This window comes from Streptomyces sp. NBC_00080, from assembly GCF_045041255.1.
Taxonomy (GTDB): domain Bacteria; phylum Actinomycetota; class Actinomycetes; order Streptomycetales; family Streptomycetaceae; genus Streptomyces; species Streptomyces coriariae.
In genome coordinates this window covers 5,170,829-5,191,266 of the sequence record NZ_CP108235.1, presented here as the reverse complement: position 1 = coordinate 5,191,266, position 20,438 = coordinate 5,170,829, and the positions used below count along the sequence as shown (strand labels likewise).

The 20,438-nt window shown below is 71.2% G+C and carries 18 protein-coding genes and 1 riboswitch; of the genes, 6 read left to right on the top strand and 12 right to left on the bottom strand.

What is annotated here, in order from left to right; all coding sequences use genetic code 11:
• Positions 1-14: 14 nt before the first annotated feature.
• From OHU34_RS23335 to OHU34_RS23320, 4 genes are all read right to left on the bottom strand, one after another.
• Complete coding sequence (locus OHU34_RS23335) at positions 15-1,589, bottom strand: carboxylesterase/lipase family protein (protein WP_405768130.1); 1,575 nt, start codon at positions 1,587-1,589, stop codon at positions 15-17.
• A gap of 115 nt (positions 1,590-1,704) precedes the next feature.
• Positions 1,705-3,195 (bottom strand): MFS transporter, encoded by a 1,491-nt coding sequence (locus tag OHU34_RS23330; protein ID WP_142264918.1) that lies wholly within the window; start codon positions 3,193-3,195, stop codon positions 1,705-1,707.
• Between the two features lie 240 nt (positions 3,196-3,435).
• A complete protein-coding gene (locus OHU34_RS23325; RefSeq protein WP_405768128.1) occupies positions 3,436-4,287 on the bottom strand; it encodes a metallophosphoesterase in 852 nt (283 codons plus the stop codon).
• Positions 4,288-4,330: 43 nt separating this feature from the next.
• On the bottom strand, positions 4,331-5,458 hold the full coding sequence (locus OHU34_RS23320) for an NADH:flavin oxidoreductase (RefSeq protein ID WP_142264920.1): 1,128 nt from the start codon (positions 5,456-5,458) through the stop codon (positions 4,331-4,333).
• 179 nt (positions 5,459-5,637) lie between these two features.
• Between OHU34_RS23320 and OHU34_RS23315 the strand changes: the two genes are divergently transcribed.
• On the top strand, positions 5,638-6,318 hold the full coding sequence (locus OHU34_RS23315) for a class I SAM-dependent methyltransferase (RefSeq protein WP_405768125.1): 681 nt from the start codon (positions 5,638-5,640) through the stop codon (positions 6,316-6,318).
• Between the two features lie 153 nt (positions 6,319-6,471).
• Here the strand turns inward: OHU34_RS23315 and groL are convergent, their stop codons facing one another.
• The 4 genes from groL to thrC all read right to left on the bottom strand — a co-directional run bounded on the left by groL (position 6,472) and on the right by thrC (position 10,793).
• Positions 6,472-8,094 carry a chaperonin GroEL gene (groL, locus tag OHU34_RS23310; protein WP_020130284.1) on the bottom strand — a complete coding sequence of 541 codons (1,623 nt, stop codon included), beginning with the start codon at positions 8,092-8,094 and terminating at the stop codon, positions 6,472-6,474.
• Positions 8,095-8,440: 346 nt separating this feature from the next.
• Positions 8,441-8,647: a cold-shock protein gene (locus tag OHU34_RS23305; protein WP_007493268.1), complete on the bottom strand. Its 207-nt coding sequence runs from the start codon at positions 8,645-8,647 to the stop codon at positions 8,441-8,443.
• Positions 8,648-9,100: 453 nt separating this feature from the next.
• Complete coding sequence (locus OHU34_RS23300; protein ID WP_020130285.1) at positions 9,101-9,376, bottom strand: MoaD/ThiS family protein; 276 nt, start codon at positions 9,374-9,376, stop codon at positions 9,101-9,103.
• Between the two features lie 118 nt (positions 9,377-9,494).
• Positions 9,495-10,793, bottom strand: coding sequence for a threonine synthase (thrC, locus tag OHU34_RS23295; protein WP_028806924.1), 1,299 nt, complete (start codon positions 10,791-10,793; stop codon positions 9,495-9,497).
• Between the two features lie 18 nt (positions 10,794-10,811).
• A riboswitch (SAM riboswitch) is annotated at positions 10,812-10,977 on the bottom strand.
• Positions 10,978-11,147: 170 nt separating this feature from the next.
• Here thrC and OHU34_RS23290 point away from each other — a divergent pair.
• Entirely contained in the window at positions 11,148-12,092 is a 945-nt protein-coding gene (locus OHU34_RS23290) for a glucosyl-3-phosphoglycerate synthase (RefSeq protein ID WP_142264923.1), read from the top strand.
• 116 nt (positions 12,093-12,208) lie between these two features.
• Positions 12,209-13,621 (top strand): trehalose-6-phosphate synthase, encoded by a 1,413-nt coding sequence (locus tag OHU34_RS23285; RefSeq protein ID WP_200839714.1) that lies wholly within the window; start codon positions 12,209-12,211, stop codon positions 13,619-13,621.
• Here the strand turns inward: OHU34_RS23285 and otsB are convergent.
• From otsB to OHU34_RS23270, 3 genes are read right to left on the bottom strand one after another with little or no spacing between them, the layout of a single operon-like run.
• The gene (gene otsB / locus OHU34_RS23280) at positions 13,609-14,481 is read right to left on the bottom strand and encodes a trehalose-phosphatase (RefSeq protein WP_405768122.1); all 873 of its coding nucleotides are present in this window, start codon (positions 14,479-14,481) and stop codon (positions 13,609-13,611) included. The two genes, OHU34_RS23285 and otsB, sit on opposite strands and share 13 nt — an antisense overlap.
• A 30-nt stretch (positions 14,482-14,511) precedes the next feature.
• Positions 14,512-14,757: a DUF3263 domain-containing protein gene (locus tag OHU34_RS23275; RefSeq protein ID WP_405768119.1), complete on the bottom strand. Its 246-nt coding sequence runs from the start codon at positions 14,755-14,757 to the stop codon at positions 14,512-14,514.
• A gap of 51 nt (positions 14,758-14,808) precedes the next feature.
• Complete coding sequence (locus OHU34_RS23270; protein ID WP_372481732.1) at positions 14,809-16,044, bottom strand: ABC transporter substrate-binding protein; 1,236 nt, start codon at positions 16,042-16,044, stop codon at positions 14,809-14,811.
• 215 nt (positions 16,045-16,259) lie between these two features.
• Between OHU34_RS23270 and OHU34_RS23265 the strand changes: the two genes are divergently transcribed.
• From OHU34_RS23265 to OHU34_RS23255, 3 genes are all read left to right on the top strand, one after another.
• A complete protein-coding gene (locus OHU34_RS23265; protein ID WP_405768117.1) occupies positions 16,260-17,201 on the top strand; it encodes an ROK family protein in 942 nt (313 codons plus the stop codon).
• Positions 17,201-18,382: an N-acetylglucosamine-6-phosphate deacetylase gene (gene nagA / locus OHU34_RS23260; RefSeq protein ID WP_405768114.1), complete on the top strand. Its 1,182-nt coding sequence runs from the start codon at positions 17,201-17,203 to the stop codon at positions 18,380-18,382. The genes OHU34_RS23265 and nagA overlap by 1 nt, the downstream gene beginning before the upstream one ends.
• Positions 18,383-18,518: 136 nt before the next feature.
• A complete protein-coding gene (locus OHU34_RS23255) occupies positions 18,519-19,448 on the top strand; it encodes a 1-phosphofructokinase family hexose kinase (RefSeq protein WP_142264927.1) in 930 nt (309 codons plus the stop codon).
• 10 nt (positions 19,449-19,458) lie between these two features.
• Here OHU34_RS23255 and OHU34_RS23250 read toward each other — a convergent pair whose 3' ends face one another.
• Positions 19,459-20,406, bottom strand: a complete 948-nt coding sequence (locus tag OHU34_RS23250; protein ID WP_142264928.1) for a carbohydrate-binding protein — start codon at positions 20,404-20,406, stop codon at positions 19,459-19,461.
• Between the last annotated feature and the right edge of the window lie 32 nt (positions 20,407-20,438).

Genomic DNA, 20,438 nt, shown 5'->3' with positions numbered 1-20,438 from the left:
CCGCCGTACAGCTCTCAGGCCCCGTCGCGTACACCCCCGGCCGGCAGCGGCAGCGGCGGGAAGCCGTGGCCCTCCCACAGCCGCCGGGACGTCTCCTCCGGGTACGGGCGCACCTCCGGCTCCGCGTCCAGCACCTGTACCAGCCGCCGCTCCGGGTCGTAGGCCGGCCAGCCCGGGTCTCCCGTCCGCGCGAAGGACGTCCACGACCGCTGGAACTGCGCCGTCAGGGCCCGGGCCTCGTCCGTCACCTCCGCCCCCGCGAACAGCAGGTTGCCGAGGTCCGCCGCGTAGGTGCCGAACAGCAGCGGGATGTCCAGGCCGTGGCACGCGCCCAGGGTGCCGCCGGCTCCCGGGGCCGGCCAGGTCAACTCGTAGACATGAGCCCGGCCACCGCCCGCCACCTGCGCCTCGGCCAGCCGCAGGGAGGGTATGTGGAACAGCCAGTCCGACTGCACCCTCTCGTACAGCTCGCCCGCGTCCGCGTCGGGGAAGGCCGACCGGTAGGCCTGTTCGCCTTCCGCTCCCCCGCCCGGGGCGAACAGCCGCAGCACGGCCGTCGCCTGTTCCTCGGTCACCTTGCCCAGCAGGCCGCCCAGGACGAGGAACAGCCGGAACTCCTGCGCGTTGTGACCGACGATCAGCTCGACGTCCCGAGCGGCGCCCGCCGCCAGCGCCTGCCAGGGGGTCGTCGGCAGGATCTCGCCGTCGACCACGGGAGAGAACGGGGTGACCGTGGGCGCTACCCGCCCCCACCGGTCCACCCGCTGTGCCATCTTCGCGCCCAGCGCCGCACCGGCCTCGGTCAGCGTGCGCGGGTCCACCGCGCCCAGGTCGGCGGCGGTCGGACGCAGGCCGGCCTCCGCGGCGATCGCGCTCGCGAGGTCGCGGGCCAGTTCGTCGGAGAAGTACGTGCCGGGCACGCTCTGCGCGATGGCCCGCCCGAACAGGCCCCGGGCGCTCGGCATGGCCAGCAGCGAGGCCACCGAACCGGCGCCCGCCGACTCGCCGAAGACGGTCACCCGGCCCGGGTCGCCCCCGAACGCCGTGATGTTGTCCCGCACCCACTCCAGCGCGGCGACCTGATCCAGCAGCCCCCGGTTGGCGGGCGCGCCCTCGATCCGCGCGAACCCCTCTATGCCGACCCGGTAGTTGAAGGTGACGACGACCAGATCACCGGCGCGAGCGAGGTGCTGCGCGTCGTAGCCGGGGCTGCCGGAGTGACCGAGCTTGTAGGCGCCGCCGTAGATCCACACCATCACCGGCCGGGCGGCCGACGGGTCCGGCTCCGAGTCCGGGGTCCAGACGTTGACCGTCAGCCAGTCGTCGCCGGTCGGGGCGTCCGGGATCCCCGCCCGGCCCTGGATGCCGGCCTCCTGCGGGGGCGGCGGGCCGAAGGCGTACGCCTCCCGTATCCCGTCCCACGGACGGGGCGGGCGCGGGGCCTGGAAGCGGGCCTCGCCGACCGGCGGCGCGGCGAAGGGGATACCGCGGAAGACCGTCAGGTCCTCCTCGCGGCGACCTCGTACGGCGCCGACGGTGGTGCGGGCGACGAGCCGGTCGGTGGTGTCGGTGGCGTCGGGTGTCGTCATTGATCACTCCTGAAATGGCGGCTGATCGTGGAACGGACGGTGATCGGCGAAAGTGCCGAAGGCGGCTGTCACCCCTCGTGTGGGTGACAGCCGCCTCCGGCACGTCAGTTGGCGCTCACGCCTTGACCGGGGCGGCCTCCTCGGCGCCCTCCGTGCCTGCCGCGTCTTCCACCACCGGGAGCCCGGCCGCGGCCCTGCGCTTCGGGATGAAGAGGGCGAGGAGGAAGGCGGCCAGGGCCGCGCCGGCTCCGATGGCCATGACGACCTTGAAGCCGTTCTCCGAGGGAAGGGCGTAGCCGCCGAAGTCGGTGGTCATCTGAGCGAGGATCACACCGGCGATGGCACTGGCGAAGCTGGTGCCCAGGGACCGCATCAGGGTGTTGAGGCTGTTGGCCGCACCCGTCTGGGAGGGATCCACGGCGCCCATGATCAGCGCCGGGAGCGCGCCGTAGGTGAAGCCGATACCGGCGCCGATGATGCAGGACACCAGGATCAGGTGCCAGACCTCGGACATGAGCAGGATGTTCAGGCCGTAGCCGGAGGCGACGATCAGCGCGCCGATCATCAGGGTGACCTTGGGGCCCTCGGCCTTGGTGATCTTGGCGGACACGGCGGACATGACCATCATGACCAGGCCCTGCGGGGCCAGCACCAGACCGACGGTCAGCATCGACCTGCCCAGGCCGTAGCCGGTCTGCTCGGGCAGCTGGAGCAGCTGGGGCAGGACCAGGGACATCGCGAACATCGAGAAGCCGAGGGCGATCGAGGCGAGGTTGGTGAAGAGCACCTGCGGCTTGGCAGTGGTGCGCAGGTCGACCAGCGGCTGCTTCGCCTTGAGCTCCCACCGGCCCCAGGCGGCCAGGATCAGGACGGCGGCGGCACCCAGGCCCAGTGTCGTACCGGAGGTCCAGCCCCAGTCGGCGCCCTTGGACACGGCCAGCAGCAGCGAGACCAGACCGGCGGACAGACCGAGCGAGCCGACGAGGTCGAAGCGGCCGCCGACCCGGTTCTGCGAGGCAGGGACGAACAGCAGCACGAGCAGGAAGGAGACGACGCCGAGGGCGGCTGAGGTCCAGAAGAGGATGTGCCAGTCCCAGTTGTCCGCGATGAACGCGGCGGTGGGCAGACCGAGCGCGCCGCCGACGCCCAGGGAGGCGCTCATCACCGCGGTCGAACCGGCGAGCTTCTCGGCGGACACCGTGTCCCGCAGGATGCTGATGCCCAGCGGCACCACGGCGGCCGACAGACCTTGGAGCGCACGGCCGACGATCATCGGGACGAGCGAGTCGGCGAGGGCGCAGACCACCGAGCCGGACACCAGCAGCACGATGCTGGTGAGCAGCATCCGTCGCTTGCCGACCATGTCCCCGAGCCGCCCCACGACCGGGGTGGCGACGGCGGCGGCGAGCAGCGTGGCGGTGACCGCCCAGGCGGTGTCGGAGGCGGGCGCGTCCAGCAGCTTGGGCAGCTCGGGAACGATCGGGATGACCAGCGTCTGCATCAGCGAGACGACGATCCCGGCCAGGGCCAGCACCGCCACCACGGCGTTCGACCTCGATGGGGCGGATGTTCCCGCCGCAGCGGGTCGGGCAAGGGCGTCGGACATGACAGGGCCTCCGTCGGATGCACGAGGGGTGAACTGCTTGACTCAAGCAAGCTTATGTAGATTGATTGAGTTAAGCAAGCTAAATCTCCCGTGCCCGCGCCCCCCGAGGAGAAACGGGAGGCCAGACGGAGGGCAGACGGAGGGTAGACGGAGGGCAGTCGAGGTCAAGCGGAGGGCGGACGATGGGCGGACGAAGGCCGGCCGGAGGCCCCCGGGCTCGGCCGTGGGAAGCCCCGGGCCTCAGCCGTGGCGCGCGATGATCTCCCGGGTCCGCTCCTCGTCCAGCTCGTACACCGTCTCGTGGGCACGCGGATCCCGTGCGTGCAGGGTGTGGAACATCGGCCCCGTCGCCCCGCCCGGCTCCACCAGGGATGCGGACGCCCCACGCACCGCCCGTTCGGTGCCGGGCGCGGTGGTCAGGTCGATGCGGTTGACGACCCCGGGCGTCACCCACACCGGCACGCCGGCCAGCAGCCCGAAGAGCTGGAGATGGAAGTGCCCGGTGAGCAGCACGCGGACGTCACTCCCCCGGATCACCTCCGCCAGCCCCTCGGGGTCGCGCAGCCCGAAGACCTGCTGGGTCGCCGAGATGTCGAGACTGATCGGCGGATGATGGAAGGCGACGACGGTGCCCTGCCCGGCCGGCGTGCTCAACACGTCCCGCAGCCAGTCCAGTTGGCCTGCGCCCAGTCGGCCGTACACCTCCCCCGGAACCAGCGAGTCGAGGGTGATGAGCCGCCAACCGCCCACCGTGCTGACGGCGGCCCGCTCGGCGCCGGGGAAGTCGAGGACGGCATCCGGGTGGCCACTGCCCAGCACCTTCGTGAAGGCGGACCGCTCGTCGTGGTTGCCGGTGGTGTAGAAGACGGGCGCGCCGAGAGAGCGCGCGAAGCCGCCGATCAGCTCTCGCACGGTCGTGTAAGCCGCCACCGAGTCGTCGGCGAGGTCGCCGGTGACGACGACCGCGTCCACGTCCCGCAGGTGGCAAAGTTCGCCCAGCAGGAGCCGCAGGGAGTCGGCGGCGTCGACACGACGGCCGTCGGGCCCGTCGACGCGGCCGATATGGGTGTCCGAGAGATGCAGGATTCTCATCTCCCGGACCATACCCGCGAGTTGACGCTCAGCGAGGAGTCGCTCAGCTGAGGGTGCGCAGCGCGGCGGCGTCGTACGGCTTCAGCTCGTCGAGACGGCCGTCGAGCACCTTGGCCGCCCACTGCGGGTCCTGGAGCAGCGCACGCCCGACGGCCACCATGTCGAACTCGTCGCGCTCCAGCCGGTCGAGGAGGTCGTCGATGCCCTTGACCGGGGAGCCCTGGCCCGCGAAGGCCTTGAGGAAGTCGCCGTCGAGCCCGACCGAGCCGACCGTGATGGTGGGCTTGCCGGTCAGCTTCTTCGTCCAGCCCGCGAGGTTGAGGTCCGAGCCCTCGAACTCCGGGAGCCAGTAGCGGCGGGTGGAGGCGTGGAAGGAGTCGACACCGGCGGCGGCGAGCGGGGCGAGGATGGCCTCCAGCTCCTCCGGCGTCTCGGCGAGTCGCGCGTCGTACGCCTCCTGCTTCCACTGCGAGTAGCGGAAGATGATCGGGAACTCGGCCGAGACGGTCTCGCGCACGGCGGCCACGAGCTCGGCGGCGAACCTGGCACGGGCCACGGCGTCGCCGCCGTAGGCGTCGGTACGGCGGTTGGTGCCGGCCCACAGGAACTGGTCCACGAGGTATCCGTGGGCGCCGTGGATCTCCACGCCGTCGAAGCCGATGCGCTCGGCGGCGGCCGCGGCCTCGGCGAACGCGCCGATGACGTCGTCCAGGTCGCGCTGGGTCATCGCCTTGCCGGTGCCCTCGGTGCCGTCGACCCGGATGCCGGAGGGGCCGACGGCGGGCGCGTCCGCGAACGGCGGCTCGCCCTGATTGCGCACCATCCCGAGGTGCCACAGCTGCGGCACGATCGTCCCGCCGCCCGCGTGCACGGCCTCCGCGACCTTCGCCCAGCCCGCGAGCTGCTCCGCGCCGTGGAAGCGCGGCACCCGGTCGCTCTGTCCCGCCGACTCGTGCCCTACGTACGTCCCCTCGGTGACGATGAGGCCCACACCGGCGGCGGCCCGACGGCCGTAGTACGACACGACGTCCTCACCGGGAACGCCACCCGGGGAGAACATGCGCGTCATCGGCGCCATGGCGATGCGGTTCGGGACGGTGAGTCCGTTGATGGACACCGGGCGGGCGAGAATCTCGGCGGCGCGCGTGGCGGCGGGCGGGGTGATGCTCACGTGGGGGGCTCCTCGGGGCGATGGACCGTTGGGTATGTGCACATGCATTTAGTGCCTCTCCCACTGAAACCCCCCGGCCCCCCGCGCCATTCCGGACCCCTGGAGAGAGCCCCTGTGATCCCGGCCACGCACCCGGGCCGCACCTCTCTGCCACCCATCCCGGCCGCGAGAATGACGCCATGCCGAAGCCCCCGCCGCTCAGCTCCCTGCTCTCCTCCCCCGAGCTGGAACGGTCCTCCGTGGTCGCCAACAACAGCATGAACCGCGAGCGCGGCCTCACCGGCGTGAACAGCTACGCCCGTGAACTGGGCGTCGACCTCCTGGCCCACCTGGCGCACCGCCCCGCGCCCTCCTGGCTGGACCTGTGCAGCGGCGAGGGCCGCGCCCTGCGCGAGGCGGCGTCCGCCCTGCAGGCCGAGGCGGTCCTCACCGCCGTCGACCTGGTGGGCCCGCTCGTCCCGCGGCCCGCCCCGCCCGCCCTGGAGGAGATAGTCGCCTCCGTCTCCTCCTGGACCCCGGCCCGGACCTACGACCTGATCACCTGCGTCCACGGCCTGCACTACGTCGGCGACCAGCTCGGTCTGCTCACCCGCGCCGCGTCCTGGCTGAGCGAGGACGGCCTGCTGGTCGCCCACTTCGACCCGGAGTCGGTGCGTCACGCCGACGGTTCGACCGCCGCGAGAGGCGTGGTCTCGGCTCTGCGCGCGGCGGGCTACGACTACAGCCCCCGCCACCACCGCCTCACCCTCCGGGGCGCCCGAGCCGTCCGCCTTCCGTTCCGCTACCTGGGCGCCGACCCGGCCGCCGGCCCCAACTACACGGGCCAGCCCGCCATCGCCTCCCACTACGCCGCCGCCTGAACCGACGAAACCCCCTCCCGGGAGCAGGCGTCACGGTTCGGCCTCCCGGCACCACGTCCTCATCAGCACCCCGAAAACGCCCGAGGGCGGCACCCCCCGCTTCCGGGAAGTGCCGCCCTCGGTCCGAAGGACGGGCGATCGACCAGAGGTCGATCAGAAGTCCATGTCACCGCCCGGCATGCCGCCGCCGGCGGGCGCGGCGGCCTTCTCCGGCTTGTCGGCGATGACGGCCTCGGTGGTGAGGAACAGCGCGGCGATGGAGGCGGCGTTCTGCAGGGCAGAGCGCGTGACCTTCGCCGGGTCGATGATGCCTTCGGCGATCATGTCGACGTAGTCACCGGTCGCGGCGTTCAGGCCGTGGCCGATGGGCAGGTTGCGGACCTTCTCGACGACGACGCCACCCTCGAGACCACCGTTGACGGCGATCTGCTTCAGCGGGGCCTCGAGCGCGATGCGCACGGCGTTGGCGCCGGTCGCCTCGTCACCCTCGAGGTCCAGCTTCTCGAAGACGGAGGACGCCTGGATGAGGGCCACGCCACCACCGGCGACGATGCCCTCCTCGACGGCGGCCTTCGCGTTGCGGACGGCGTCCTCGATGCGGTGCTTGCGCTCCTTGAGCTCCACCTCGGTGGCGGCACCGGCCTTGATGACCGCGACACCGCCGGCGAGCTTCGCCAGGCGCTCCTGCAGCTTCTCGCGGTCGTAGTCCGAGTCGCTGTTCTCGATCTCGGCGCGGATCTGGTTGACCCGACCGGCGACCTGGTCCGAGGAGCCGGCACCGTCGACGATGGTGGTCTCGTCCTTGGTGATGACGACCTTGCGGGCCTTGCCGAGCAGGTCGATGGTCGTGTTCTCGAGCTTGAGACCGACCTCCTCGGAGATGACCTCGCCACCGGTGAGGATGGCGATGTCGTTCAGCATCGCCTTGCGGCGGTCGCCGAAGCCCGGCGCCTTGACCGCGACGGACTTGAAGGTGCCGCGGATCTTGTTGACGACCAGCGTCGACAGGGCCTCGCCCTCGACGTCCTCGGCGATGATCAGCAGCGGCTTGCCGCCCTGCATGACCTTCTCGAGGAGCGGGAGCAGGTCCTTGACGTTCGCGATCTTGGAGTTCGCGATCAGGATGTACGGGTCGTCGAGGACGGCCTCCATACGCTCCATGTCGGTGGCGAAGTACGCCGAGATGTAGCCCTTGTCGAAGCGCATACCCTCGGTGAGTTCCAGCTCCAGACCGAAGGTCTGGGACTCCTCGACGGTGATGACGCCTTCCTTGCCGACCTTGTCCATCGCCTCGGCGATGAGCTCGCCGATCTGGGTGTCGGCGGCGGAGATGGAGGCCGTGGAAGCGATCTGCTCCTTGGTCTCGACATCCTTGGCCTGCTCGAGCAGGGCACCGGAGACGGCCTCGACGGCCTTCTCGATACCGCGCTTGAGGGCCATCGGGTTGGCGCCGGCGGCTACGTTGCGCAGGCCTTCCTTGACCAGGGCCTGGGCGAGGACGGTCGCGGTGGTCGTACCGTCACCGGCGACGTCGTCCGTCTTCTTGGCGACTTCCTTGACCAGCTCGGCGCCGATCTTCTCGTACGGGTCCTCGAGCTCGATCTCCTTGGCGATGGAAACACCATCGTTGGTGATCGTGGGTGCGCCCCACTTCTTCTCGAGGACGACGTTGCGGCCCTTGGGGCCGAGCGTCACCTTCACGGCGTCCGCGAGCTGGTTCATGCCGCGCTCGAGGCCGCGCCGTGCCTCCTCGTCGAACGCGATGATCTTGGCCATGTGAAGTGGTCCTCCCGGACTGGGGTGGATTGCTCCGGACCGCGCTGGCGCCCGCGACGGACGGCTCGCCGGCCTCGTGGTTCCTTGCCCCACCTGGCCTGCGGGCCTCACCGACCCGGTCCTCGTTGTCACTCTCACCTTCAGAGTGCTAACGCCAATGATTAGCACTCGACCCATGAGAGTGCAAGCGCCTCCGCCGGACCCGTGCCCTTCCGGACACCCCTCGCGGACGTCTCACCGACGCCTCGCGCACGCCCCCGGACAGACCGAAGGGCTCGCACCCCCATGGGGGTGCGAGCCCTTCGTCAGTTGTACAGAAGAACGACGCTTTCAGTCGGCGCGTGCTTCAGCCGGTCGCGAGCCGGACCATGTCCGCCTGCGGCCCCTTCTGACCCTGCGAGATCTCGAAATCGACCCGCTGACCCTCTTCCAGGGTGCGGTAGCCGTCCATCTGAATCGCGCTGTAGTGGACGAAAACATCCGCACCACCGTCGACCGCGATGAAGCCGTACCCCTTCTCCGCGTTGAACCATTTGACGGTGCCCTGAGCCATGCCTAACTCCCCTATTACTGGCCCTTGCACGGATCCACACTTCGCGGATCCGGGTCAGACCTCACCCCCCGGTTGGCTTGGGGGCGTGCGCCGGAACGCGTCGACCGCGGCTGAATGTATCTGTCCAACTGCCGTCTGCAACAGGTCAGTCGGACGAGAATTCCGGACGCATGGGATCCGGAATGTGGCGAGAATTCGCCCGAATTAAGGGCAAGTCGGGCCCTGTATAAGCCACAAATGCCACGAAAGAGGCGCACACATTGGCTGCTTCTTGTCGGGCGCGGGGCAGAAATCAAAGGCTCCGGATCCGGTGATCGGGACCGGGTTCCCCAACTGTACCGCGCTCAACCACACTGAATTGCCCCCTCCGCTTCTATCGCGGAGAGGGCAATTCGATGAACGCTCGGTAATCGCTGTTACCGACGGTTACTACCGATGGGTACTGAACTACGGTCAGCCACCTGCGACGGCCGGGATGATCGAGACGCCGGCGCCGTCCGGGGTCGCCGTCTGCAGGCCCTGCTCGAAGCGGACGTCGTCGTCGTTCACGTACACGTTGACGAACCGGCGCAGCTTGCCCTGGTCGTCCAGGACCCGGGCGGCGATGCCGGTGTGGTTCTTCTCCAGGTCGGCGATGACCTCACCCAGGGTCGCGCCCTCGGCCTTCACCTCGGCCTGGCCGCCGGTGTAGGTGCGCAGGATGGTGGGGATGCGGACGTTGACGCTCATGCTCTTTCGACCTCCGGTCAGGCGGAGCGCCCCGAAGGGCGCGGGGCTGTCTGGATCGTGCGGCTGCCGCCGCGTGGGCGCGACCAGCCCCACGGCCCGCAGACGAACAACAAATCTCTCAGCCGAGACCAGCGTCCCGGAACGACTCCAGGGTCGGGCGGATGGTCGCGGTCAGGCCGCTGCCGGCCACCGCGTCCAGCGTCTTCAGACCGTCACCCGTGTTCAGCACCACGGTGGTGAGCGTCGGGTCGAGAAGACCGTTCTCGATCAGCTTGCGCGTCACGCCCACCGTCACACCACCGGCGGTCTCCGCGAAGATGCCCTCGGTGCGCGCCAGCAGCTTGATCGCGTCGACCACCTGCTCGTCGTTCACGTCCTCCACCGCGCCGCCGGTGCGCCGCGCGATGTCGAGGACGTACGGACCGTCCGCCGGGTTGCCGATGGCCAGCGACTTGGCGATGGTGTTCGGCTTCTGGGGGCGGACCACGTCGTGCCCGGCCTTGTAGGCCACGGACACCGGGGAGCAGCCCTCGGCCTGCGCGCCGAAGATCTTGTACGGCTTGTCCTCGACCAGCCCGAGCTTGATCAGCTCCTGAAGGCCCTTGTCGATCTTCGTGAGCTGGGAGCCGGAGGCGATCGGCACGACCAGCTGGTCCGGCAGCCGCCAGCCGAGCTGCTCGCAGATCTCGTACGCCAGCGTCTTGGAGCCCTCGGCGTAGTAGGGCCGCAGGTTGACGTTGACGAAGCCCCAGCCCTCGCCCGCCGAGTCGCCGATGAGCTCGGAACAGAAGCGGTTGACGTCGTCGTAGTTGCCCTCGATGCCGACGAGCTCGCCGCCGTAGATGGCGGCCATGACGACCTTGCCCTGCTCCAGGTCGTGCGGGATGAACACGCAGGACCGGAAGCCCGCCCGGGCGGCGGCGGCGCCGACGGCACCGGCCAGGTTGCCCGTGGAGGAGCAGGAGAGAGTGGTGAAGCCGAACGCGCGGGCGGCCTCGATGGCCTGGGCGACGACCCGGTCCTTGAAGGAGTGGGTCGGGTTGCCGGAGTCGTCCTTGACGAAGAGCTTGCCGGCGTCGACGCCCAGTTCACGGGCGAGGTTGTCGGCCTGGACGAGCTTGGTCCAGCCGGGGTTGATGTTGGGCTTGTCGGCCACGTCCGCGGGGACGGGCAGCAGCGGCGCGTAGCGCCAGATGTTCGCGGGCCCCGACTCGATGCGCTTGCGGAGCTCCTCCGTGTCGTAGGAGGAGAAGTCGTAGGCGATCTCGAGCGGCCCGAAACACTCCTCGCAGGCGAAGACCGGGCCGAGGGGCACGCGGTGGCCGCACTCGCGGCAGGTCAACGCCGCGGCCGGACCGAGGTCGACAGCAGAGGACGTCGTAGAGTCGGTGGTGCTTGCAACAGTCTGCGCAGCCATGTGAGGCGAGGCCCTTTCTCCTCATCTTCCTCACGACGCATCTCGCCGTGAGACGGATTTGGCACCTTCCCGAGCCGGGAGCCTCGCGAAGCGATCACCACGTGGATCAGTGATCGTTACGAGACCGGCTGGAGGGTTGCCGGGGCTTCATCGGGCCGTATCCCTCTGCCCCTCTGGATGAGCGGTATGAAGTTGTGAACGGGGGGCGACCTCGGACATGCGATGGTCATCCGCGTTGTTCAAGACTGTAACCGAAGGCCAGGACAGTTGAGAGAGTCGTCCGAACCGCGAGATGGATCACACGGTCACCTCCCGTGCACCCGGTGTGATCACGACAGTGAGGAGCCGCAGACTGTGCTTCGAGAAACTGAGCGCTGGCTGGCCACCCGCTCCTGGTCCGCGACCGATCGTCCGCTCCACCGGATCCTGGCCGCGAAGCGCGCCACGAACCAGTCGGTGTCCGTCGTCCTGCCCGCGCTGAACGAGGAGGAGACGGTCGGTGACATCGTCGCGGTCATCCGTCACGACCTCATGCACCAGGTCCCGCTCGTCGACGAGATCGTCGTCGTCGACTCGGGCTCGACCGACCGTACGTCCGAGGTGGCCGCGGCGGCCGGCGCGCGGGTCGTCCACCGGGACGACATCCTGCCGCGGATACCGGCCGTGCCCGGCAAGGGCGAGGTCCTGTGGCGCTCCCTGCTGGTCACCACCGGGGACATCGTCTGTTTCATCGACGCCGATCTGAGGGAGTTCTCCTCGGACTTCGTCTCGGGGATCGTCGGCCCGCTGCTCACCGACCCCGGGGTGGATCTGGTCAAGGGCATGTACGACCGTCCGCTGGGCGGCGCGGCCGGCCAGGGCGGCAGGGTCACCGAGCTGATGGCCCGCCCGCTGCTCAACATGCACTGGCCGCAGCTGGCCGGGTTCGTGCAGCCGCTCGGCGGCGAGTACGCGGCCCGCCGCAGCCTGCTGGAGCAGCTGCCCTTCCCCGTCGGCTACGGCGTGGAGCTGGGCATGCTGGTGGACGCCCTGCACCTGGTGGGCCTGGACGCCCTCGCCCAGGTCGACATCGGCGTGCGCAAGCACCGTCACCAGGACGGGCAGGCGCTGGGCCGGATGGCGGCGGCCATCTACCGCACCGCCCAGCTCCGGCTGGCCCGCGGGCACCTGATCCGCCCGTCCCTCACCCAGTTCGAACGGAGCGCGGACGGCTTCGAGCCGCGGACGTACTCCGTGGACACCGAGGAACGGCCGCCGATGGCGGAGATCGCGGAGTACGCGACCCGCAAGGTCGCGTGAGTGCCGGACGGGCCGTATACGGCATGGCGCCGACCGCGGCGACACGGCCGGATACGGCCCGTCCACGCAGCGCGACCGTACGTTTGAGCGTTTCCCGACCGGGCTAGGTTGGGCGTATGGCTTCCACGCACGACACTGCCGCCCGGGCCGCCGAGGTGCTGGTCGCGTCCAACCGCGGTCCGGTCTCCTACGAGGTACGCGAGGACGGCTCGCTGCACGCGAAACGCGGGGGCGGCGGGCTGGTCTCCGGCCTGTCGGCCATCGGGCCCGAGGCGGGCGCCCTCTGGGTGTGCTCCGCGCTCTCCGACGGCGACCGGGAGGCGGTCCGGCGCGGCGTCGGCGAGGAGGGCGTGCGCATGCTGGCCGTTCCGGCCGATGTGCACGAGGACGCCTACAACGGCATCGCCAACTCCGTGCTGTGGTTCGTCCACCACCTGCTCTACCAGACACCGCTGGAGCCCGCCTTCGACGCGGAGTTCCGCCGCCAGTGGGCGTCGTACGAGGCCTACAACCGGGCGTTCGCGGAGGCGCTGGCCGAGGATGCGGCGGACGGCGCGGCGGTCCTCGTCCAGGACTACCACCTCTGTCTGGTGCCGGGGATGCTGCGCGAACTCCGCCCTGACCTGCGGATCGGCCACTTCTCCCACACCCCGTGGGCACCGGTGGACTACTTCGCGCTGCTGCCGGGGGACATCCGCGAGCAGCTGCTGCACGGCATGCTCGGCGCGGACCGCCTGGGCTTCCTCACCCGGCGCTGGGCGGACGCGTTCACCGCGTGCTGTACGGAGTTCGCCGGCGGCCCCGGCAGGACGAGGATCGGCGTGCACGGTCTCGGCGCCGACGCCGACTTCCTGCGCGAGCGCTCGCACCGGCCGGACGTCGACGAGCGCATGGCGGCGCTGCGCGCGGAGATCGGCGAGGGCCGCAAGGCGATCGTCCGCGTCGACCGCACCGAGCTGTCCAAGAACATCGTGCGCGGGCTCCTGGCCTACCGGCAGCTGCTCGACGACCACCCGGAGTGGCGCGAACGGGTCGTCCACGTGGCCTTCGCCTACCCCTCCCGCCAGGACCTCGCCGTCTACCGCGACTACATGGCCGAGGTGCAGCGGCTGTCCGAGGAGATCAACGACGCCTACGGCACGCCCGGCTGGACCCCGGTCCTGCTGAACCTCAAGGACGACTTCGCCCGCTCCCTCGCCGCCTACCGGCTGGCCGACGTGGCCCTGGTGAACCCGATCCGCGACGGCATGAACCTGGTCGCCAAGGAGGTCCCGGTCGTCTCCGACGAGGGCTGCGCGCTGGTCCTGTCCCGGGAGGCGGGGGCCTACTGGGAACTGCGCGAGGACGCGATCACGGTGAACCCGTACGACGTCCTGGAGACCGCCCGCGCCCTGCACGAGGGGCTGACCATGAAGCCGGAGGAGCGGGCCGAGCGCACGAAGCGGCTGTCCGCGGCGGCGACCGCGCTTCCCCCGGCCCAGTGGTTCCTGGACCAGCTGAACGCGCTGCGGGAGATTCAGCCGAGCTGAGCGGCCAGTTCCCGCAGCAGCCGTACGACGCCTGCGGGCCCGTCGACGACGAGGTCCGCGCGTTCCGCGAGTTCGCCGACCTCGGTGCTGCCGCTGCACACCAGCAGCCCGGGTACGCCGTCCGCGCGGAGCTTCTCCACGGCGGCGAAGGCGGGCAGGTCGCCGAGGTCGTCACCGGCGTAGAGGACGGACCGCGCGCCGGTCTCGCGGACGTGTTCCAGCAAGGCGACACCCTTGTCCATGCCCGGCGGGCGCAGCTCCAGGACCATCCGGCCGGGTTCGACGATCAGGCCGTGCCGGGCGGCGAGGTCGGTGAGCGGGGCCCGCAGCGCTTCGAAGGCGGCCCGGGGGTCGTCGGCGCGGCGGGTGTGGACGGCGACGGCCCGGCCGCCCTTCTCCTCGACCGAGACACCCGGCAGGTCCCCGGCGGCGGCCAGGACCCGCGGGAGTTCGGCGCGGACGGCGGCCACTCCCGGGTGCGGGGCCGGGGCGCTCAGGGTGCCGGTGCGGGCGTCCCAGCGTTCGGCGCCGTAGTGGCCGAGGACGGCGAGGTGCTCCAGTCCTGCGGCCCCGGCGAATCCGCCGTGCCGGACGGCGACCTCGGCGGGCCGCCCGGTGATGACGGCGACGGCGGCGATCTTCGGCGCGAGGGCGGTGAGCGCGGGGACGGCGCCGGGGTGCGCCCGGGCGTCCTCCGGGTTCTCGACGATCGGGGCGAGGGTGCCGTCGAAGTCGAGCGCGACGAGCGTGGTGGCGGGCCGGCCGACGATCGCGTCGAGCGCGGCGCGGCCCGCCGGGGTGACCGGAACGGGGAGGGAGAGGGGTTCGGGTTCCGAGGAGTGCGTCTCGTGGGTGCCCATACGCCGACGATAGCCAACGCACGCCAGCGGCTAGCGCTCCCCCCGCCTCGCCGCCCGCACCCTGCGCAGTCTGTTCACCGTGACCGGGTCGTGGGCCAGGGCGCGGGGGTCGTCCAGGAGGGCGTTGAGGAGTTGGTAGTAGCGGACCGGGGACAGGTCCAGTTCCTCGCGTATCGCCCGTTCCTTCGCGCCGGGGCCGGAGAACCCGCGCCGCTCCAGGGCGAGGATGCCCCGCTCCCCCGCCCCCAGCCCGTCCGCTTCCGCTCGCCGCTCCATGTCCGCACGGTAACGCCCGGCACCGACAGCGGCCCAGCGCCGGCCGGCTCGTCAGCCGGTGCCGGCGTCCAGCGTCGTGGCCGTGGTCTGGAGTTCGCCCAGTACGCCGGCCGGGTCGCCGTTCGCGGTCACGGCCTGGCCGATCCGCTGCTTGATCTCCGCGCTGACCTTCGCCCAGGAGGTCCGTCCGACGGGGTAGGTCTCGGAGAGCGGGAGCTCGTCGAGGAACGGCTTGAGGTCGGCGTCCTCCTTGGCCGCGCCCATGACCTGGGAGGCCGAGGTGGTGACCGGCAGCAGGTCGTACTCGCGGGAGAAGTCCAGCACGTTCTTCTCGCTGTAGACGTAGTCGAGGAAGTCGCCGACCTGCTCGGCGTGTCCGTTCTGCTTGAAGGCGGTCATCCAGTCGGCGACGCCCATGGAGACCTTGGTCGGGCCGGCGACGCCGGGCATCGGCACCATGCCGAACTTCACGCCCTTGCTCGCGGCCGCCTTCATCAGCGAGGGGTGCCCGTTGAGCATGCCCACGTCGCCGGCGGCGAAGGCGGCGAACGCGGCGGCCCGGTTCAGCTTGTCCGGCGCGACCGGCCCGGTGAGGCCCTTGCCGACCAGGTCGTCCTTCAGCCAGTCGAAGGTCTCGACGTTCTCGGTGGAGTCGATGCTGTAGGCGCTGACGGTCTGGGTGTAGCCGCCCCCGCCGCTGAGCAGCCACTGGAGGGTCTCGGCCTGCGCCTCCTCGGATCCGAGGGGCAGTGCGTACGGGTACTTCACGCCCTCGTCCTTGAGCGCCTTCGCGTCCTCGGCGAGCTCGGCCCAGGTGGTCGGCGGGGTCAGGCCGGCCTTGGCGAAGAGGGTCTTGTTGTAGAACAGCAGCCGCGTGGAGGAGGCGAACGGCATGCCGTACCGCACCCCGTGCACCTCGCCCGCGTTGGCGAGCTGGGACACGAAGTCGGCCTCGACGGGGATGGAGAGCACATCGCTCACCTTGTAGAGCAGGTCGGCGGCCGCGTAGTCGGCGTACGCGCCGATCTGGGCCATGTCGGGGGCCTTGCCCGCGTCGACCATCGCCTTGACCTTGGCGTCCACGTCGTTCCAGGAGTAGACGCTCACGTCGACGGTGACGCCGGGGTGGTCCTTCTCGTAACCCTCGACGAGCTTGTCCCAGTACTTCTTCGAACTGTTGGCGCTGCTGTCGCCGTAGTCGGCGGCGACGAGTCTCAGCGTGACGTCGTCGGAGTCTCCGGAGAGTCCGCAGCCGGTGAGGACCGCGGCCATACCGAGGGCCGACACCCCCGCGACCGCACCCGTGATCGTTCCTGACTTCCGTGCCCGCCGCTGCACCGTGACGCTCCCGACTGATTGATCATACCAATGGACCGCTATGCGGATTAAGGTCTACACCACCCATGTGGACTAGACCTCTTTCGGCCTCCGGGGCGGCACGGTACCCCCACAACCCGCGAGTGGACTAGACCTCTCGCGGGTCCTCGGTCCACACTGTCCCCGTGAGACATGTCATCGCCCTGGACGTGGGCGGCACCGGGATGAAGGCCGCCCTGGTCGGCGCGGACGGCGCACTGCTGCACCGGGCCCGCCGGCCCACCGGCCGTGAGCGCGGACCCGACGCGGTCGTCGCCGGCATCCTCGACTTCGCCGCCGAGCTGCGCGAACACGGCGCCCGGCAGTTCGGCGAGCCCGCGGCCGCGGCGGGCGTGGCCGTGCCCGGCATCGTCGACGAGGCGAACGGCGTCGCCGCCTACGCGGCCAACCTGGGCTGGCGGGACGTACCCCTGCGCGCACTCCTCGCGGACCGCCTCGGCGCTCCCGTCGCCCTCGGGCACGACGTGCGCACCGGCGGCCTCGCCGAGGGCCGGATCGGGGCGGGCCGGGGCGCGGACCGGTTCCTGTTCGTGGCGCTGGGCACCGGCATCGCGGGGGCGATCGGCGTCGACGGCCGGGTGGAGGCGGGCGCCCACGGCTTCGCGGGCGAGATCGGCCACATCGTCGTACGCCCCGGCGGAACCCCGTGTCCGTGCGGCCAGCACGGCTGTCTGGAGCGCTTCGCGTCGGCCGCGGCGGTCAGCGAGGCATGGGCGGCGGCCTGCGGGGATCCGAAGGCGGACGCCGCGGACTGCGCGAAGGCCGTCACGTCCGGCGACCCGAACGCCGTCCGGGTCTGGCAGACGGCCGTGGACGCGCTCGCCGACGGCCTGGTCACCGCCCTCACCCTGCTGGACCCCCGCACGCTCGTCATCGGTGGCGGCCTCGCCGAGGCGGGGGAAACCTTGTTCACGCCCCTACGGGACGCGGTCCGCCGACGGGTGACCTTCCAGAAGCTGCCGGAGATCGTGCCGGCGGCCCTGGGCGACACCGCCGGCTGCCTGGGCGCGGGCCTCCTGGCCTGGGATCTCCTCAACACAACCGACGGTATGGAGGTAACACCCTGATGGCCACCCCCCTAGGGGCGCGGGGAACTGCGCAACGACCCACGACGCGCCCGCAGGTACTCATCGGCGCCAGGGTGGTACTGCCGACGGGCACGGTTCCCGACGGCCGCGTCACGATCGACGGCACGAAGATCGCGGCCGAAGCCCCGCACGGGGACGTCCTCGACGTGACGGGCCACTGGCTGGTCCCCGGCTTCGTCGACCTGCACAACCACGGCGGCGGCGGAGCCTCCTTCTCCGGCACGGCCGAGGACGTCCTGAAGGCCATCCACACCCACCGGCTGCACGGCACCACCACCCTCGTCGCCTCGACCGTCACCGACGAGATGGACTTCCTCGTCCGTCAGGCCGGCCTGCTGAGCGAACTGGCCGAGCAGGGCGACCTGGCCGGCATCCACTTCGAGGGCCCCTTCATCTCGCCGTGCCGCAAGGGCGCGCACTCCGAGGCACTGCTGCGCGACCCCGACCCGGCTCAGGTGCGCAAGCTGATCGACGCGGCGCGCGGCCGGGCGAGCATGGTCACCCTCGCCACGGAACTCCCGGGCGGCCTGGACTCCGTACGACTGCTCGCCGAGCACGGCGTGATCGCCGCCGTCGGGCACACGGACGCGACGTACGAGCAGACGGTTCAGGCCATCGAGGCCGGGGCCACCGTCGCCACCCACCTCTTCAACGCGATGCCGCCGCTCGGCCACCGCAGCCCCGGCCCGATCGCCGCGCTCCTGGAGGACGAGCGGGTGACGGTCGAGCTCATCAACGACGGCACGCATCTGCACCCGGCCGCCCTGGAGCTGGCGTTCCGTCACGCGGGCCCGGGTCGGGTGGCGTTCATCACGGACGCGATGGACGCGGCGGGCATCGGCGACGGCCGCTATCTGCTCGGTCCGCTGGAGGTCGAGGTCAGCAAGGGCGTGGCCCGGCTGGTGGAGGGCGGCTCGATCGCGGGCTCCACGCTCACCCAGGACCGCGCCTTCCAGCGGGCGGTGACGATCGACCGGCTGCCGGTCGAGGACGTCGTCGCCGCGCTGTCCGCCAATCCGGCACGGCTGCTGGGCCTCGACGACAGGGTGGGCTCGCTGGAACCCGGCAAGGACGCCGACCTGGTCCTGCTGGACGAGAACTTCGAGCTCAAGGGCGTGATGCGCAAGGGGGATTGGGTGGTGGATCCCCAACTGGCCTGAAACGTCCCCCCGCACAGGAACGGTGGCCGACCCGCGCACTGGGCCGGTCGCCGTCTCTTTGGCATGATCAGGCCTCCGGAAGCCGGAGAGTTCCGGAACCGTTCATGTACGCACGCCAGCCGGGGGAGGCCGCCAGGTGATCCTCACCGTCACCCTGAACACCGCTCTCGACCTCACCTATCGCGTGCCCGCGCTGCGGCCGCACGCCTCGCACCGGGTGACCGACGTGCGGGAACGGCCCGGCGGCAAGGGGCTGAACGTCGCCCGGGTGCTGGCCGCCCTCGGCCACGAGGTGACGGCGACCGGCTTCGCGGGCGGCCCCACCGGCCGGGTCGTACAGGAAAAACTCACCGCCGTGACCGGGATCGTGGACGCCCTCGTCCCGGTCGCCGGGGCCACCCGCCGCACGGTCGCGGTCGTCGACGCCCGCACCGGCGACACGACCCAGCTGAACGAACCCGGCCCGGTGATCGCGCCGGCCGAGTGGTCCGCCTTCCAGGAGGCGTACGAGGGGCTGCTCGCCGGCGCCGACGCGGTGGCCCTGTGCGGCAGCCTGCCGCCGGGGGTGCCGGTGGGCGCGTACGCGGTCCTGGTGCGGCGGGCACGGGCCGCGGGTGTCCCCGTACTGCTGGACACGAGCGGAGAGCCGTTGCGCCGCGGGGTCGCCGCCCGCCCGGACATCGTCAAACCGAACGCCACCGAACTGGCCGAACTCACCGGTTCGCACGAGCCGTTGCAGGCGACCCGGGACGCGCGAAGGCGCGGCGCGCACGCCGTCGTGGCCTCGCTGGGCGCCGAAGGTTTCCTCGCGGTCACCCAGGAGGGCCGCTGGCGCGCCGCCCCGCCACGCCGCGTCCACGGCAATCCGGTCGGCGCGGGCGACTCGGCGGTCGCGGGCCTGCTGTCCGGCCTGGTGGAACGCCTCCCCTGGCCGGACCGCCTGTCCCGCGCGGTGGCCCTGTCGGCGGCGACCGTGGCGGCCCCGGCGGCGGGCGAGTTCGACCGCGCCGCCTACGAGGAGCTGCTCGGCCGGATCACGGTGGCCGCGGAGATGACCGCGGCCTGAACCCGGGGGCTCACCTCTTGACCTGGCCCGCCTTCACCCACAACTGGTCCAGCAGGACGTTGCACTTGTCGCCGTCCTGGCAGGAGAGGGTGAGCGTGTTGGTGCCCTTGGTGAGCGTGGGATACGTGTAGCTCGTCGTCCAGCCCTTGACGAAGTCTCCGGCGGGCCCCTTCGCGTAGTTCTTGAGGGGGAACTTGCTGCCGAAGGTCTTGCCGTTGACCGTGAGCGTCATCGCCTGGTCTTCACCCGGCACGCTGTAGTGCGCGAACAGCGTGTACGTGCCGTCCGACGGGATGCCGTTGACCGTCCAGGTGACCGAGTTGCCGACCTGGTTGAGGTTGCCGACATAGACCCCGCCGGCCGCCTGCGCGCCCTCGACGTCCGAGGCCAGGGCGGCGCTGCCGCCGAGGTTCAGCGCCTTCGCGTCCACCGGCGGGATCTCCGCCTTGTTCTCGTCGTCGCCGGCCGACTCGCTGGGCGAGGGGCTCGCGGAGGCGGAGGCCGAAGTGGCGGGCTGGTCGCTCGCCTTGTTGTCGTCGGAGCCGTCGTCACCGTTCGCCATGGCCACCGCGATGCCGATCACGACCGCGGCGACCACCGCGACCGCGCCGATCAGCAGACCCTTGGTGTTGGGGCCGCGGCCGCGGCCGCCGCCGCTCTGCGCGGGCTGACGACCGGTCGAGGGGCCGCCGCCGAAGTTCTCGGGCGCGGCGTAGTGCGCGTTCGGCTGGCCGTACGTGCCCTGCTGCTGAGGCATCGTCGGCGGCTGCCCGTACTGCGCGGTCTGCTGCTGTCCGTACTGGCGCTCGCCGACCGCGCGCACTCTGCTGACCGAGTTGGGGTAGCCGTAGCCACCACCGGACGGCGGCTGCGCGCCGTTGGCCTGGCCGTCGGCGTAGAGGTAGCCGAACGGGTCGTCGTCCTCGGGCGTACTCGCGCCGTTGTTGCCGGACGTCATCCCTTGGTACTCCTCAGCAAGTGCGGGGTCGG